Origin of the sequence: Mesorhizobium sp. WSM2561, assembly GCF_000513915.1 — a bacterium.
Classification (GTDB): Bacteria; Pseudomonadota; Alphaproteobacteria; order Rhizobiales; family Rhizobiaceae; genus Mesorhizobium; species Mesorhizobium muleiense.
Genome location: NZ_AZUX01000001.1, coordinates 412,136 through 426,080, shown reverse-complemented (window position 1 = coordinate 426,080; position 13,945 = coordinate 412,136). Strand labels below are relative to the sequence as shown.

General features: G+C 63.5%; 12 protein-coding genes. 9 read left to right on the top strand and 3 right to left on the bottom strand.

Annotated elements, in window-relative coordinates; genetic code table 11:
- Positions 1 to 61 precede the first annotated feature (61 nt).
- Positions 62 to 1,177, bottom strand: a complete 1,116-nt coding sequence (locus tag M727_RS0102130; protein ID WP_027151269.1) for a Gfo/Idh/MocA family oxidoreductase — start codon at positions 1,175 to 1,177, stop codon at positions 62 to 64.
- Positions 1,178 to 1,186: 9 nt separating this feature from the next.
- Positions 1,187 to 1,864 carry a GntR family transcriptional regulator gene (locus M727_RS0102125; protein WP_027151268.1) on the bottom strand — a complete coding sequence of 226 codons (678 nt, stop codon included), beginning with the start codon at positions 1,862 to 1,864 and terminating at the stop codon, positions 1,187 to 1,189.
- Between the two features lie 131 nt (positions 1,865 to 1,995).
- Here M727_RS0102125 and M727_RS0102120 point away from each other — a divergent pair, with 131 nt between their 5' ends.
- Both M727_RS0102120 and M727_RS0102115 read left to right on the top strand, forming a co-directional pair.
- Positions 1,996 to 3,153, top strand: coding sequence for an LLM class flavin-dependent oxidoreductase (locus tag M727_RS0102120; RefSeq protein ID WP_027151267.1), 1,158 nt, complete (start codon positions 1,996 to 1,998; stop codon positions 3,151 to 3,153).
- 67 nt (positions 3,154 to 3,220) lie between these two features.
- Positions 3,221 to 3,766: a flavin reductase family protein gene (locus M727_RS0102115; RefSeq protein ID WP_084646594.1), complete on the top strand. Its 546-nt coding sequence runs from the start codon at positions 3,221 to 3,223 to the stop codon at positions 3,764 to 3,766.
- A 23-nt stretch (positions 3,767 to 3,789) separates the two neighbouring features.
- Here M727_RS0102115 and M727_RS0102110 read toward each other — a convergent pair whose 3' ends face one another.
- Complete coding sequence (locus M727_RS0102110) at positions 3,790 to 4,833, bottom strand: LacI family DNA-binding transcriptional regulator (RefSeq protein WP_027151265.1); 1,044 nt, start codon at positions 4,831 to 4,833, stop codon at positions 3,790 to 3,792.
- A gap of 119 nt (positions 4,834 to 4,952) precedes the next feature.
- On the opposite strand from M727_RS0102110, the gene M727_RS0102105 reads away from it, so the two are divergent.
- The 7 genes from M727_RS0102105 (at position 4,953) to ugpC (ending at position 13,925) form a co-directional block, all read left to right on the top strand.
- Positions 4,953 to 6,041, top strand: a complete 1,089-nt coding sequence (locus M727_RS0102105) for a glycoside hydrolase family 88 protein (protein ID WP_036261067.1) — start codon at positions 4,953 to 4,955, stop codon at positions 6,039 to 6,041.
- Entirely contained in the window at positions 6,038 to 6,874 is an 837-nt protein-coding gene (kduI, locus tag M727_RS0102100) for a 5-dehydro-4-deoxy-D-glucuronate isomerase (RefSeq protein ID WP_027151263.1), read from the top strand. The genes M727_RS0102105 and kduI overlap by 4 nt, the downstream gene beginning before the upstream one ends.
- Positions 6,871 to 9,396 carry a hypothetical protein gene (locus tag M727_RS0102095; RefSeq protein WP_027151262.1) on the top strand — a complete coding sequence of 842 codons (2,526 nt, stop codon included), beginning with the start codon at positions 6,871 to 6,873 and terminating at the stop codon, positions 9,394 to 9,396. The genes kduI and M727_RS0102095 overlap by 4 nt, the downstream gene beginning before the upstream one ends.
- An 84-nt stretch (positions 9,397 to 9,480) precedes the next feature.
- Positions 9,481 to 10,743: an ABC transporter substrate-binding protein gene (locus M727_RS0102090; RefSeq protein WP_027151261.1), complete on the top strand. Its 1,263-nt coding sequence runs from the start codon at positions 9,481 to 9,483 to the stop codon at positions 10,741 to 10,743.
- Positions 10,744 to 10,801: 58 nt separating this feature from the next.
- A complete protein-coding gene (locus tag M727_RS0102085) occupies positions 10,802 to 11,785 on the top strand; it encodes a sugar ABC transporter permease (protein WP_245268418.1) in 984 nt (327 codons plus the stop codon).
- Complete coding sequence (locus M727_RS0102080; RefSeq protein WP_027151259.1) at positions 11,782 to 12,834, top strand: carbohydrate ABC transporter permease; 1,053 nt, start codon at positions 11,782 to 11,784, stop codon at positions 12,832 to 12,834. Before M727_RS0102085 ends, M727_RS0102080 begins: the two co-directional genes overlap by 4 nt.
- Before the next feature lie 8 nt (positions 12,835 to 12,842).
- Positions 12,843 to 13,925, top strand: coding sequence for a sn-glycerol-3-phosphate ABC transporter ATP-binding protein UgpC (gene ugpC, locus M727_RS0102075; RefSeq protein ID WP_027151258.1), 1,083 nt, complete (start codon positions 12,843 to 12,845; stop codon positions 13,923 to 13,925).
- Positions 13,926 to 13,945: the final 20 nt, after the last annotated feature.

Here is a 13,945-nt window from a genome sequence, read left to right as displayed (position 1 = left end):
AGGCGGCTCACGCCGTGGATCTTGCGATTTAGCCGTCTCCGCTACCACTTGGTCAGCAAGATCAAGTGGTCACTGATGCATCGAGTGGGTTGGAAATGGCCGTGCCCTGGTTTGCCGACAATTGTGCGGCCATACCCATGGCGACAGCTTTCCAGCCATCATCCAGCGTCACCTCGACCGGGCCCTCGCCTCGCAGGGCGGCGCAGAACCGCTGATGCTGATAGAAAGTCGAGCCGTTGTGATCGCCGGCCGTCAACAATTGCGGGTCGACCGGGATCTCGACGGTGTACGGTCCCTGCGGAAAGCGTGGGCTGACGATCAACTGCGGCGTCGGCGCCGCGCCGAGATGGGCCGGCCAGAAACGGCCGGGACCCGGCACCAAGCATTCGACTTTACCTCGCGCACCGACGGCGCTGATCTCCTCCTGATAGCGGCTGCCCTCTGCATACATGCACAGTTCCAGCATGGCGCGCGCGCCGCTGGCGAAATCGACCAGCACGTAGCCGCAATCCCAGATATCGGGTGTTTCGCCATCATAATTTTCGTCGAGATGGTTCACTTCCTGTCCGGCCGACGCCATGATTCTTACCGGTTCCGATTTCAGGATTAGCCGCATGAGATCGAAGAAATGGCAGCATTTTTCGACGAACGTGCCTCCCGATCGACGGTTGAAGCGGTTCCAGTGGGCCACCTTGTCCAGGAACGGGTAGCGATGTTCGCGGATTGTCAGCATCCGGATGCCGCCGGTGGCGTTCTGCGCCTGCTCGATGAATCGAGCGACCGGCGGCATATAGCGGTATTCCATCGCGACCCAGACTGGTGCCGGATAGGTCGCGGCGAACGCCTTCACCGCGGCTGCGTCGACCGGATCGGTGAAAAGCGGCTTCTCGATCAGGATGGGCAGCGCACGGATAGCAGCGATTTCCTTGAGCTGCGCGAAATGCACATAGTTCGGACTGGCGATGAGCAGGCAGTCGACGCGCGGATCGGCCGCCACCTCCGCGACCGAGCCGGCGATCGACGCTTGCGGGGCGAGGACTGCCGCGCGTACGCGCATTGTCGCATCGATCTCGAAGATCGCTGCGACGCCGACATCGGGCAGCAGCGCGATATTGCGAAGATGCTCCTGACCCATCATGCCGCAGCCGATGATGCCGTAGGAAATGTGCTTCGCCATATCCGTTCCTTATCGCAGCCGCGCGACATAGCGCGCGACGCCATGATCAAACCAGGTCCTGGAAAACTCCGCGCTGGCGCCGTCCTGCATCCAGCCGGTACGCTCGATGAAGCCGGCGGCGGCGCCCGGCGCGAGGCCGAATTCAGGCAGCGCCCATTCCGGCACATGGCCGACCCCGACGCGGTCCTCTGCACGCAAGATCCAGATGCCGAGCGCCTTGCGATAGAAGAGATAGAGCGAATCCGACAGTTCTTCGATAGCAACCGTCTCCACACGGGCACCGTCGAGCCAGATCTCCTCCAGCGCCGCCGGCTTGCCGCTGAGGCTCCGCAGCCGTCTTATTCTATGGGCCTCGCTGCTCGACCCGAACACCGGCAGGTCCATCGGTTTCGCCAGCCGATCGACTGACAGAACGCGCGCCGTCGGCAGCCCGCCTCCCTCCAGGAGTTCCAGTCGGAACATGGAATAGACACTGGCCACGTCGGGTTGCGAACGTACGTAGTTGCCGGAACCCTGGATGCGACTGAGCAAGCCCTTGCGCTCGAGATCGCCGAGCGCCTTGCGCAAAGTACCGACCGCTATTCCGAGCCCCGCAGCCATGTCGCGCTCCGGCGGAAGCTTCTCGCCCTCAATCATCCGCCCGGCCGCGATCTCGCGAATCAGCATTTCGCTGACCTGCTGATGCATCGGAAGCGCATAGGCGTTTCTGGACGTGGTCACATTGTCTCCAAAGCAAAATTGATACACTATTGATCTACACAAACACGAATGATATGCAACAGGGAAATCCAGTCTCTGACAACGAGGGAGTGCCGACATTGACGGTCGTTCCGGTGACGTCCGCAGATCTCGATGCTGCTGAAGTGTCGTGGTTTTCCGCTTTGTGTTCCGATGATTTCCGCTATCTCGGCGTACCGGATGGCGCGCTGCGGTCGAGTTGGGAGCACTGCTCCGATATCGTCAAGACAGCCGAAGGACTGGGCTTTCGCAATATCCTGTGTCCCTCGTCCTATCAGGTTGGCCAGGATACTCTGTCCTTCGTGGCGGGCTGCGCTCCGATAACCTCGACGATCAACCTTCTCGCGGCGGTGCGTTGCGGCGAAATGCAACCGATCATGCTGGCGCGCACGCTCGCAACGCTCGACCACATGCTGAAGGGCAGATTGACTATAAACGTCATCTCTTCCGACTTTCCCGGCGAAGTCGCCGACAGCCGCTTCCGCTATCAGCGTTCGCGCGAGGTTATCGAGATCCTGCGTCAGGCCTGGACGCGCGATGAAATCAACCATCAGGGCGAGGTCTATCAATTCGGGAAAGTAACCGCCGACCCCGCAAAGCCCTACCAACAGAATGGCGGGCCGCTACTCTATTTCGGCGGCTATTCGCCCGACGCGCTCGAACTCTGCGGCGCACAGTGTGACGTGTATCTGATGTGGCCGGAGGCGAAGGACGTGTTGGCGCACCGCATGCGTGACGTTCACGAGCGTGCAGCCGCCCATGGCCGCACATTGGATTATGGCCTGCGTGTCCACGTGATTGTGCGCGACACCGAAGCCGAAGCCCGCGACTATGCCGAGGAGCTGGTTTCGAAACTCGACGACGAGCAGGGCAGAGTCATCCGCGCCCGCGCACTGGACGCGACATCCCTGGGCGTCGCGCACCAGGCAAAGAACCGCGCCGGTGCCGACGCACAAGGCTATGTCGAGCGGCATCTGTGGACCGGCGTTGGCCGCGCACGCTCCGGTTGCGGCGCCGCGATCGTCGGCTCGACCGATCAAGTCATGTGCGAGATCGAGGAATACCGGAAAATGGGCATCCGCGCCTTCATCTTCTCCGGCTATCCGCATCTCGACGAGGCCCTGTCCTTCGGCAAGCGCGTGCTGCCGAATATCAGCACCTGCTCGCTGCCGCATGCCTATGGCCGGGTGCCGGAAATCACCCCGCCGACTCCGCTCGGAACCGGGGAGCGGCGATGATGATGCTGCGAATGCGGCTCAACGAGATTGAAGCTTCCACCGCAGCCCTTGGCCAGGAGGGCGCCTGATGTACCACTTCCTCAACCCCGAGCAGCAACCGATGAAAAGCTTCGTGCCCGGCCCCGACCGCAAGCGCGAGTTCCGCGACGCGCTCGGCCGGTTTGCGACCGGTATCACCGTCGTCACCACGATGACGCCCGATGGCCCCGTCGGCATCACGGCGAACAGCTTTGCATCGGTGTCCCTCAACCCGCCGATCGTGCTCTGGTCGATCGGCCGGCATTCGAGGCGCTTTGCCGCCTTCGCCGGTTGCGAGCATTTCGCGGTTCATGTTCTGGGCGCGGAGCAGATTGAGCTGAGCCAGCGCTTCGCTCGCGTCGGTCAAGCCTTCGACGGCCTCCCGCACGACCTGAACGATGCCGGCGTGCCGCTGCTGGGCGGCTGCCTGTCACGGTTCGAATGCGTGCGAATCTCCGGGCATGAGGGCGGCGACCATTTGATCGTCGTTGCCCGCGTAACCGCCGCGACCTTGCGAGACGGCGAACCTCTGCTTTTCTTCGGCGGAGGTTACGGACGCTTCGAAGACGGTTCGAACGTGACCCCATCGATGTAGCGATGGCCTGGCCCGGACAGCTCTCAGGCGCGAACCGGGCCGGTCGACTGGCGTTGCACGATATGGCAGGCGAATTCGATACGGCGCGGCGGCAGGTCCCCGCCGAGATCGGCGAGCAGGAGGTCGAGCGACGCCGCGCCGATCTCGCGCATCGGGATATGCATCGTCGTGAGCGGCGGGTTTTGGAAAGCCGCCTGCGGAAGGTCATCCATGCCCATGACCGACACGTCGGCGGGCACCTCGTAACCCGACTTCCGGATCGCCATCATCGCGCCGATAGCGAGGCTGTCCCCCGCGGCGAGCACAGCTGTGAAGTCGAGGCCACGCGCCTCAATGCGCCGCGCAATCGCTTCGGCCGCAAGGTCCGGCAGCCAATCCGCCACCTCCACAGCCAGGTCGCCGGCCGCCAGACCGCGCCCTCGCAGTGCATCCTGCCAGCCCTCGAAGCGACGCTCGATCGTGCGCCGCCCGCGTCGCATCAGGAACAGGATGCGCCGGTGGCCGAGGTCGAGCAGGTGCTGCGTCGCGAGATGCGCCGCCGAGCGGTTGCATGGCGTCAGGCTCGAATGGTGCATCGCCGGGTCGTCGCCGTTTATGAGCACGATCGGCTTGCCGAAACCGCCGGTCAGCGTCAGCACCGCCTCGTCGTCGAGCGTCAGAAACAGGCAGCCGACGACGCTCTTGTCTTGCCTGGCCTCATTGAGCAGCGCGATCTGCTCACCGGCGTCGGCGATCGAGCGCGACACCAACTCGACACCGAGAGTTTTTGCGCGCTCGTTCAGTCCGTCGAGCACATAGAAGGTGAACTGGTTGCGGCCATAGTCGATCCTCGCAGCGTTGCTTGCGGCGAGGATCACCTTGCGGCCGGCGATCGACGTGGGCATCGTGTAGTTCAACTTCCTGGCGGTTTCGATGATCGTCGACCGAAGGTCGCCGCGCACGCCCTTGCCGCCGGCAAGCGCCCGCGACGCCGTGCTGACGGAAACGCCACAGCGCGCGGCGACGTCTTCGAGCCGCACGCGCCGGCTGGGCGTGCCGCGCTTCCCGCTTTCGACCTTGACGACCATAGGCTGTTTCCTCACCAGACCTTCATGCTGCAAAAAAATTTCAGATTGCGCAATAAAAATTCCTGTGGCACCCATTTGCCCGACATCGCGCAGACTTGGGAGGAGTAGTGGCGTCGTCCATGAGAGATATGCGCTCAAAGCTCGACCTGCTCGTGCGCGGCATGACCGGCCTGCGCCATGACGGCCGTTTCGACGAGCCCAACCTCGACGGCACGGCCGGCGACTACATCAGCTTCGATTCCTGGGAATGGCCGCAGGGTGTGGGCCTCTACGGCCTCGTTTGCCTTTGGCGGCACAATCGCGACCCGAAACTTTTGCAGACAATCGAAGACTGGTACGAGCGCCATTTGAGGGCGGGCTTGCCGCCGATGAACATCAACACCACCGCTCCGATGATGGCGCTGGCATTGCTCTGGGGCGAGACACGCGATCCGCGCTGGGAAACGCCTCTCGGCCAATGGGCCGAAAGGCTGCTTCGCGACATGCCTCGCACGCCCGAGGGCGGGTTCCAGCACAATGTCTCAGACAAGATCAACGACGACGAATTGTGGGACGACACGTTGTTCATGGCCGGCCTGTTCCTCGCTTTCCACGGACGCGCGGCCGGCCGGCAAGCTTGCATCGACGAGGCTGTTCGCCAGTTCCTCGTCCATGCTCGCTATCTCGCCGACCCGAAAACCGGCTTGTGGTTCCATGGCTGGACATTTGCCGGCCGACATAATTTTGCCCGCGCTCTCTGGGCCCGCGGCAACGCCTGGATCACGGTCGGCATCCTCGACCTGATCGAAAATGGCGGTGTCGGCAAGCCAGTCGAAGCCTATCTGCTCGGCGTGCTGGAAGCGCAGATCGACGCGCTGCTGCGCCTGCAGGCGCCATCGGGAGCATGGCACACTTTGCTCGATGACCCGACCTCCTATGAGGAGATGTCGGCCACCGCCGGCATCGGCTATGGTCTCATGAAAGCTGCGCGCCTGGGCTTCGGGCCCAAGGCGTGCGGTCCAGCGGGCCGGCGCGCACTCGACGCGGTGCTGGCCAGCATCGACGAGAACGGCGTGCTCGGAAACGTTTCCTATGGCACCCGCATGGGCCATGATCTCCAGTTCTACCGCGACATCCCGATCCAGCCTACCGGCTACGGCCAGGCCCTGGCGATCCTCTGCCTTACAGAGGGAATGATCCATGCCGAAGCTGCCGAGGCGGCGGCATGACGATGCGCGTTCTCTTCGGCGCCGGTCCGGGCGACATCGATGGCTACGGGACGGAGCGGCTACGCGCCGAGTTTCTGGTGGAGCGGCTGTTCGAGCCCGGCCGCATCGCCTTCGCTTACACCCATGTCGACCGCATGATCGTCGGCGGCGCGTGCCCAACCGGAGAGCCGCTGAGTTTCGGCGATGGCGCGGACGTCGGCACGCCGCATCTGTTCACCGCGCGCGAGATGGGCATCGCCAATCTCGGCGGCGCAGGAACGGTGAGCGTCGACCAGCAGCGCTTCGCGCTCGCCAACCGCGATGTGCTCTATGTCGGGCGCGGCGCCAAGCAAGTAACGCTGGAAAGCGACAGCGCCGCGCACCCCGCCTGGTTCTATATGAACTCGGTTCCGGCCGGCGCAGACATCAAGCATCGGCTGATCACGAAATCCGAGGCGAAGCCGCTCGAACTCGGCGAGGAGCGACGCGCCAACAAGCGCACATTGCGCATGTACATTCATCCGGAAGTCGCGCCTTCCTGCCTGCTGCTGATGGGCATCACGGATCTCGCTGCGGGCAGCGTCTGGAACACCATGCCCCCTCACCTGCATGAGCGGCGTATGGAAGCCTATCTCTATTTCGACCTCGCCGCGGAAGACCGGGTGATCCATCTGATGGGACGGCCGGACAATACCCGCCATCTGATCGTGGCCAATGGCGATTGTGTCATCTCGCCGGCCTGGTCGATCCATATGGGCAGCGGAACCGGCCCCTACGCCTTCGTCTGGGGCATGACGGGCGAGAACCAGGCCTATAACGACGTGTCGCCCGTGCCCGTTGAGACGCTGCGATGAACACCGTGGAACCGATCACGCACGATCTTGCGCTGCGCCGGCCGCTCGCGCTCGGCGGCCCTCTCGTTTACTGGCTCGTCGGCACGACGTCCGAGCAGCGCTACGATGTTGCGGATCAGCCGATGCAAGGGGAGATGGATCCCTTCTTCTTCCTGACCAAGCACAAGAATTTCATCCCGCACGAATATCCCTGCCGAACCGAGTTTGCCGCCGAACGCCGCGGGAAACGGCCCAAGCCGCAGGGCGTGTTCGAGCCGGACCGTGTTTGGCTTCCGTTCGGCTCGCCGCGCGTCGACCTGTCGGGCTTCTGGTTCCGCCCGACCGTGGTCGCCACCTGGGCAAGTACCGTGCTCGACGCAGGCTCGGACGGCCGGGCGCGGCTGCGGCTGCGCACCTGCGGCGGCGCCGTTTTGTTCGTCAACGGAATAGAGGCCGGCTGGATGGCGCCCTACGGGCGCAATCTCGAGGCTTCCCAGGATTTCGAGCTCAATCTCGTCGCCGGCGCCAACGAGATCAGCATCTGGTTCGACGATCTCGCCGAGCGTGACGCACGCTACTTCTTCCAACTCGACTATCTCCGGGGCCCAACTGCCGAACAGGTCTTGCCCACGACCGTCAAAGGCGACGTCGCGGCGGCCATGGAAGCCGCTCTCGACGCCATGCATTTCGAGCGTCCATTTTATTCCGGCGGCGAAGTGGCGCTGGTGACGGATGTCGCGCTGCCGGTTGCGGTGGATGTAGCGATCGTGATCGAGGGCGACTTCATGTCGATCGAGGCGCCCGTGATCTTCCGCCGCCGCATCGAAGCGGGAGCAAGACGCATCACGATCGCCGCCACGGAAGACCTTCCCGCCGACTTCCGGCATTTTGCCGTATCGCTCTCATCTTCAGGCTTTGTTGCCCGGCGGGTCTTCGGCGTCGAGATCTGTCATGCGGCGCGTCAGGGCCGCGCCCCTGCCATCCTTGCCGACAGAATCGGCGAAGCCCTGGAACAGGTCTCCAATTTGGCGGAGGCCGATACCGTGCGGGCGCTGGCGCGGCTGGCGACCGGCCGCGGCGGCGCCGAAACCGACGCCATCATTGCTGCTGCACTGCCGGCGATCGAGGATTGCCACGACTGCGCCGATTTCATCCTGGTTCCACTGCTCTGGTGCCGTCGTGCCTATGGCGACAGGATTGCGGTCGATCTCCGTCACCGCATTGACGAAGCGATCCTCAATTACCGCTATTGGATGGATGAGCCGGGCAACGACGTGCAGTGGTACTTCTCCGAAAACCACGCGCTTCTGTTTCACACCGCGGCTTATCTCGGCGGCCATCTCTTGCCCGACGCCCGCTTTGTCCGCTCCGGGCGCACCGGCGCGGAGCAGTCGACCGTGGGCCTTGCGCGCGTGCGCGCCTGGCTCGATCATTTCGAGGCATGGGAAATGGCGGAATTCAACTCCGCCCCTTATTTCCCGATCGATCTCAAGGGGTTGACGATCCTGTACGCGCTTGGGCCAGATGCCGATGTGCGCCGGCGCGCCGGGGCTGCGATCAACCGCCTGCTCGAGATCGTCGCCCGCTCGGCTCAGCAGGGCATGCTTACCGGCGCGCAGGGCCGCTCCTACGAGCACACGCTGCGCGCCGCCCGTTCGCTGGAACTTTCCGGCATTGCACGCATGCTGTGGGGCAAAGGTTTCTACGGCATGCGCTTCCATGCCCTGCCGCAGCTTGCGCTCTGCTTGCGCGACCATGGCCTCGACGTCCCGCAAGAACTGACCGGCATCGCTTGCATGGCGGGCGACGACGCGCAGGAATGGTGCTTCGCGCAGGGCCAGAACCGGATCGCCAAGCTCTACCACTACAAGACCCGCGATTTCGCCATGGGAAGCGCAGCAGCCTATCGCTGGAACGAATGGGGTTATCAGGAAACGGTGCTGCACCTGCGCCTCGGCGGCAATCCCGACGCGCAGATATGGATCAACCATCCGGGCGAGACGATTCATTCGGGCTATGGCCGGCCGTCCTACTGGGGCGGCTCCGGCTCTCTGCCGCGCGTGCATCAATATCGCGACCTGGCGGTTGTGCTGTTCAGCTGCGCTGCCGAGCAGCCCGACTTTACCCATGCCTGGTTCCCACAGAGCGCGTTCGACGAAGCGAGGGTCAAGGAACATATCGCTTCGGCGCGCGGCGGCGATGGGCTCGCGATGCTGAAGGCCGACAGCGCCTTCGAGCTGGTCGGCCGCGGGCCGACCGCTGGAAACGAGCTGCGCGTGCCGGGCCACCAAGCCGCATGGATCATCCGCTTGGGCCGGCGCCGGCAATATGGGTCGCTGGAGGAATTCGAGGCGCGGTTTTCCCAGCTCGCGCTCGGCCACGGAAAAGACGGCCTTCTGCATGTCAATGACCCGGAATACGGCGACGTGCTGTTCCATCCGGATGGCCGCATGGAGGCTGAGGACCGTGTCGTCGATCCGGCCGACTGGCAGGTCAGCGGCGAAGCCACGTTGTTCGTAACCGACGCCATCGCAACCAGGTGAGGATCGGATCAAAAGGAGCAGGACAAGCAGCTCGGACAGCGACAATCAAGCGGTGAACACCGCAAAAGCGGAGGAGAGTGAACCATGAGAATGAATTCGATAATCCTGGGCCTTTCGGCGGGCCTTCTGTCGTCGACCGCGTTCGCAGGCGACGTTCGCGTGATGTGGTACTCGGACGGCGTCGAGGGCGAGGTCATACAGGACCTGCTCAACCGCTTCATGAAAGACAATCCGGACATCAACGTCATTCTCGACAATGTCGCCTACAAGGTTGTCCAGGAGCAGCTTCCGGTCGAACTCGAGGCAGGCCGGGGTCCCGATATCGCCCGCGTCACCAATATCAAGGAACTCGCCGATCATTGGCTCGACCTGACGCCTGTTGTTGCCGATCCAGCATACTGGCAGACGAATTTCGGCGACCAGTTCGACTGGATGCGCCCTGACGGTTCCAAGATCATTCCGGGCTTCATGACCCAGATCACGCTGACCGGCGGCTTCGTCAACAAGACGCTTTTCGAACAGGCCGGCGTGCCGATCCCGGCCGACACCGCAACCTGGGACGAATGGGTCGATGCTGCCGGCAAGGTGCAGCAGAGCCAGCAGCTCAATGCTGCCTTTGCCATCGACCGCAGCGGCCATCGTATCTCGGCGGCGAACATTTCTTATGGCGCCAATTACATCGGCGGTGATCGACTGCCGGCGCCGATCGACGCCGGCACGAAAGCCTTCGCCGAAAAGCTGGTCAATTGGGTTGCCGACGGCCGCATGAACAAGGAAATCTGGGTGTCGGCGTCGGGCACCACCTATCGCGCCGGGGCCGACGACTTCATCAATGGACAGATTGCCTACTATTATTCGGGCAGCTGGCAGGTTGCCAATCTGGCCAGCAAGATCGGCAAGAACTTCGACTGGGTGGCGACGGGCTCGCCGTGCGGCACCGCCGCCTGCACCGGCATGCCGGGCGGCGCCGCGCTGGTCGCCGTCAAATACACGAAGAACGCCGCTGAAGTCGGCAAGGTGATGGACTTCCTGGGCCGCGAGGACATCATGCGCGAATTCACCGAGCGCACCCTGTTCCTGCCCGCACACAAGGGCGTTCTCGCCGGCAAGATCGATTACAAGACCGATGACGAGAACGTAAAGGCGTCGCTCGAAGCCTTCCTGAAGGCATCGGGCAAGATCGCGCCGAATGCCGCCGCCCTGCCGGCATGGAAATGGGGAACTCCGGTTTATGGCGCGCTGGTGACCCGCATCAGTCAGGTCATGGCCGGCGAGCTGAAGCTCGACGAGGCTTTCGTCCGCATCGACGAGGACATCAAGGCACAGGTGGCCGAGGCCTCGAAGTAGCGTCGCGGGCAGTGTCATGGGAGACGTCCGAAACGGCATAGCAACCCGCGCCGGCGCCATGATCCTGGCGCCGGTCGGCTGGCTTGCGAATGTTCTCGATGCGCCACTGCGCATGTTGCAACGGCGCACGGGCAGCAATGGCATGGCCGTGTTCTTCCTGGCGCCGAACATGCTGGTGTTCGGCATTTTCGTGCTGTTTCCGCTGGTCATCAACATCCTCTATTCGATGACCGGCGGCGGGGCGCTGTTCCTCGGCGAGCGCACCTTCGTCGGCGCCGATCAGTATGGGCGGCTGTTCAGTTGCGGCAGCTATCTCGATCCGAAGAGCTGCACCGAGGACCTGTTCTGGATCGCGGTTTGGAACACCCTGGCCTTCGTCGTGCTGCAAGTGGCGATGATGGTCGCCGTGGCGCTTGTCACCGCACTCGTGCTCAACCGTGAGTTGCGTGCGCGCAGTTTCTGGCGCGCCGTGTTCTTCTTCCCTGTGCTTTTGTCGCCGGTCGTGGTCGGTCTTATCTGGCGCTGGATCCTGCAGCGGCAGGGATTGCTCAACCTGATGGTGTTCGAGGCGGGCGGAACCCCGGTCAACTGGCTGGTGGAGCGCAACTGGGCCTTCGCGGCGACGATCATGGTGTCGGTCTGGGCCCATGTCGGCTTCTATGCGCTGATCCTTCTCGCCGGCCTTCAGGCCATTCCGAAAGACCTGTATGAGGCCGCCGAGATGGACGGAACCCGGCCCTTGCGCGTCTTCTGGCGCATAACGCTGCCCTTGCTGGCGCCCAACCTCCTGGTCGTGCTGGTGCTGACACTCATCCGCGCCGTGCAGATATTCGACGAAGTCTATGTGCTGACCGGCGGCGGTCCCGGGACCAGCACGCTGTTCCTCACGCAGTACATCTACGAGGTCGGCTTCGCCTCGATGCTGCGCAATCCGGGGCTCGCCTCCGCGGCCTCGATCCTCATGGGAGCGGTGCTGGTCGTGCTGACCTTGATCCAGCTGGGCATCGCAAGGCGCAACGAGCAGCGGGGCAAAATGCGATGAGCAGGGTTGCGGAATTTCTGTTCCGCCGGCGCGGCGGCGCCGGCTGGCACTGGACCGACGTTTTCACCTGGTTCTGGCTGATCGGCGGGCTGATTGTCATGTTCGGCCCGGCACTCTGGCTGGTCAACTCCTCGTTCAAGACGCCTGCGGCGCTGGCGGAGTTCCCGCCGACTGTTTTGCCCTATGTCACCGCCGAAGCGATCGTGGAAGGGTATGAGGAGCCGCTGCAGCTCTTCGAAGTGCGCAATGACGACGGCAGCGTGCGCGTGCTCGCCGAAGTGCGCCGCCTCGGCACCGTCGCGCAGATGGTCGATCCCGCCAACCCGGGCGAGATCATACGCGTCAACATCCGCAACCGTACGCCCAAGCGCAGCATCGCCTTCGCGCTCGACAATTATGTCCAGCCTTTCCTCGCCTTTGACTTCTTCCTCTACCTGCGCAACTCGGTCTTCGTCACCGTGGTCGCCACCCTGATTACGCTCCTGACCAATTCGATGGCCGCGTTCGCACTGTCGAAGTACAATTTTCGGGGACGTTCGGCTGTGATGATGCTTATCGTCGCGACGCTGATGGTGCCGCTCTCCGTCATCCTGGTGCCGCTCTATTCGGTGATCTCGGCAATGGGACTGTTCAATTCGCTATGGGGCGTGATCCTGCCCACAGTGGCAACGCCCACGGGCGTCTTCATGCTGCGTCAGTACATGCTGACGATCCCCGACGAGCTGATCGATGCAGCACGCATGGACAAGGCGTCGGAATGGCAGATCTACTGGCGCATCATCCTGCCGCTGACCGCCCCGGCGCTGGCGGTGCTGGCGATCTTTTCCGTCGTCTGGCGCTGGAACGACTTCCTCTGGCCACTGATCGTCCTGTCGCGCAAGGAGGTCTATACGCTGCAGGTTGGTCTCAACACCTATGCCGGCCAACTCAACGTGCAATGGCATTACATCCTGGCCATGACCGTCGTCACCATGATCCCGGTCGTGCTGGTGTTCATTTTCCTTCAGCGCTTCATCACCACCGGCATTGCCGGCTCCGGTCTGAAATAGAGGCTATCATGAGCCAGATCACACTTACCGGCGTATCGAGGGCTTTCGGCAAGGTCGGCGTGCTGCACGACATAAATCTCGACATCCTTGACGGCGAGCTGATCGTCTTCGTCGGCCCCTCCGGCTGCGGCAAGTCCACGCTGCTGCGGCTCATCGCCGGGCTTGACCGGCCGACAGGCGGCGTCATCGCGATCGACGGCAAGGACGTGACCACCGTTCCGGCCGCCGACAGGGGATTGGCGATGGTGTTCCAATCCTACGCGCTGTACCCGCACATGAGCGTACGCCAGAACCTGGCCTTCGGACTGGAGAACGCCCGTATGGCGCGTGCCGAAATCGATGCGCGCATCGCCGAAGCCGCGCGGATGCTGGAAATCGCGCCGTATCTCGACCGGCGCCCCGGCCAGCTCTCCGGCGGCCAGCGCCAGCGCGTCGCGATCGGCCGCGCCATCGTGCGCAATCCAACCGCTTTCCTGCTTGACGAGCCGCTGTCCAATCTCGACGCCGAACTGCGCATCTCGACCCGCGCCGAACTGGCCGCGCTGCACGAGCGGCTGTCGGCGACGATGGTCTATGTCACGCACGACCAGATCGAGGCGATGACGCTTGCCGACCGCATCGTCGTGCTGCGCGCCGGCCGCATCGAGCAGATTGGCACGCCGCTCGACCTCTACAATCATCCGGCCAATCTGTTCGTTGCCGGTTTCATCGGTGCACCGCGTATGAACTTCCTGCCGGTAAAGGTGGCACCCGGGGGCGCTGGCCGATCAAGCCTCACGCTGGACGGTTCAGCTGGATTCGAGATCGACGGGAACGTCAGCGCGGCCAATGGCGACGTGACGCTCGGGCTGCGGCCACACCACATCAGCCTCGCCGGTGCCGGCAAGGGAGACGTTGCGGCCCGCGTCGCGCTGGTGGAAGCCCTCGGCTCCGAGACAATCGTCCACACCAGGACAAGCGGCGGCCAGACCATGCTGGCGGTTGTCGCCGGACAATATCCGGTGGCTTCCGGCGACACGGTGGATCTGAAGTTCGATACCAGCCATCTGCATCTTTTCGATGGCACCGGCCTGCGCATCGCTGTGAGTTAGAAGTCGGCTTACCCCGTCTG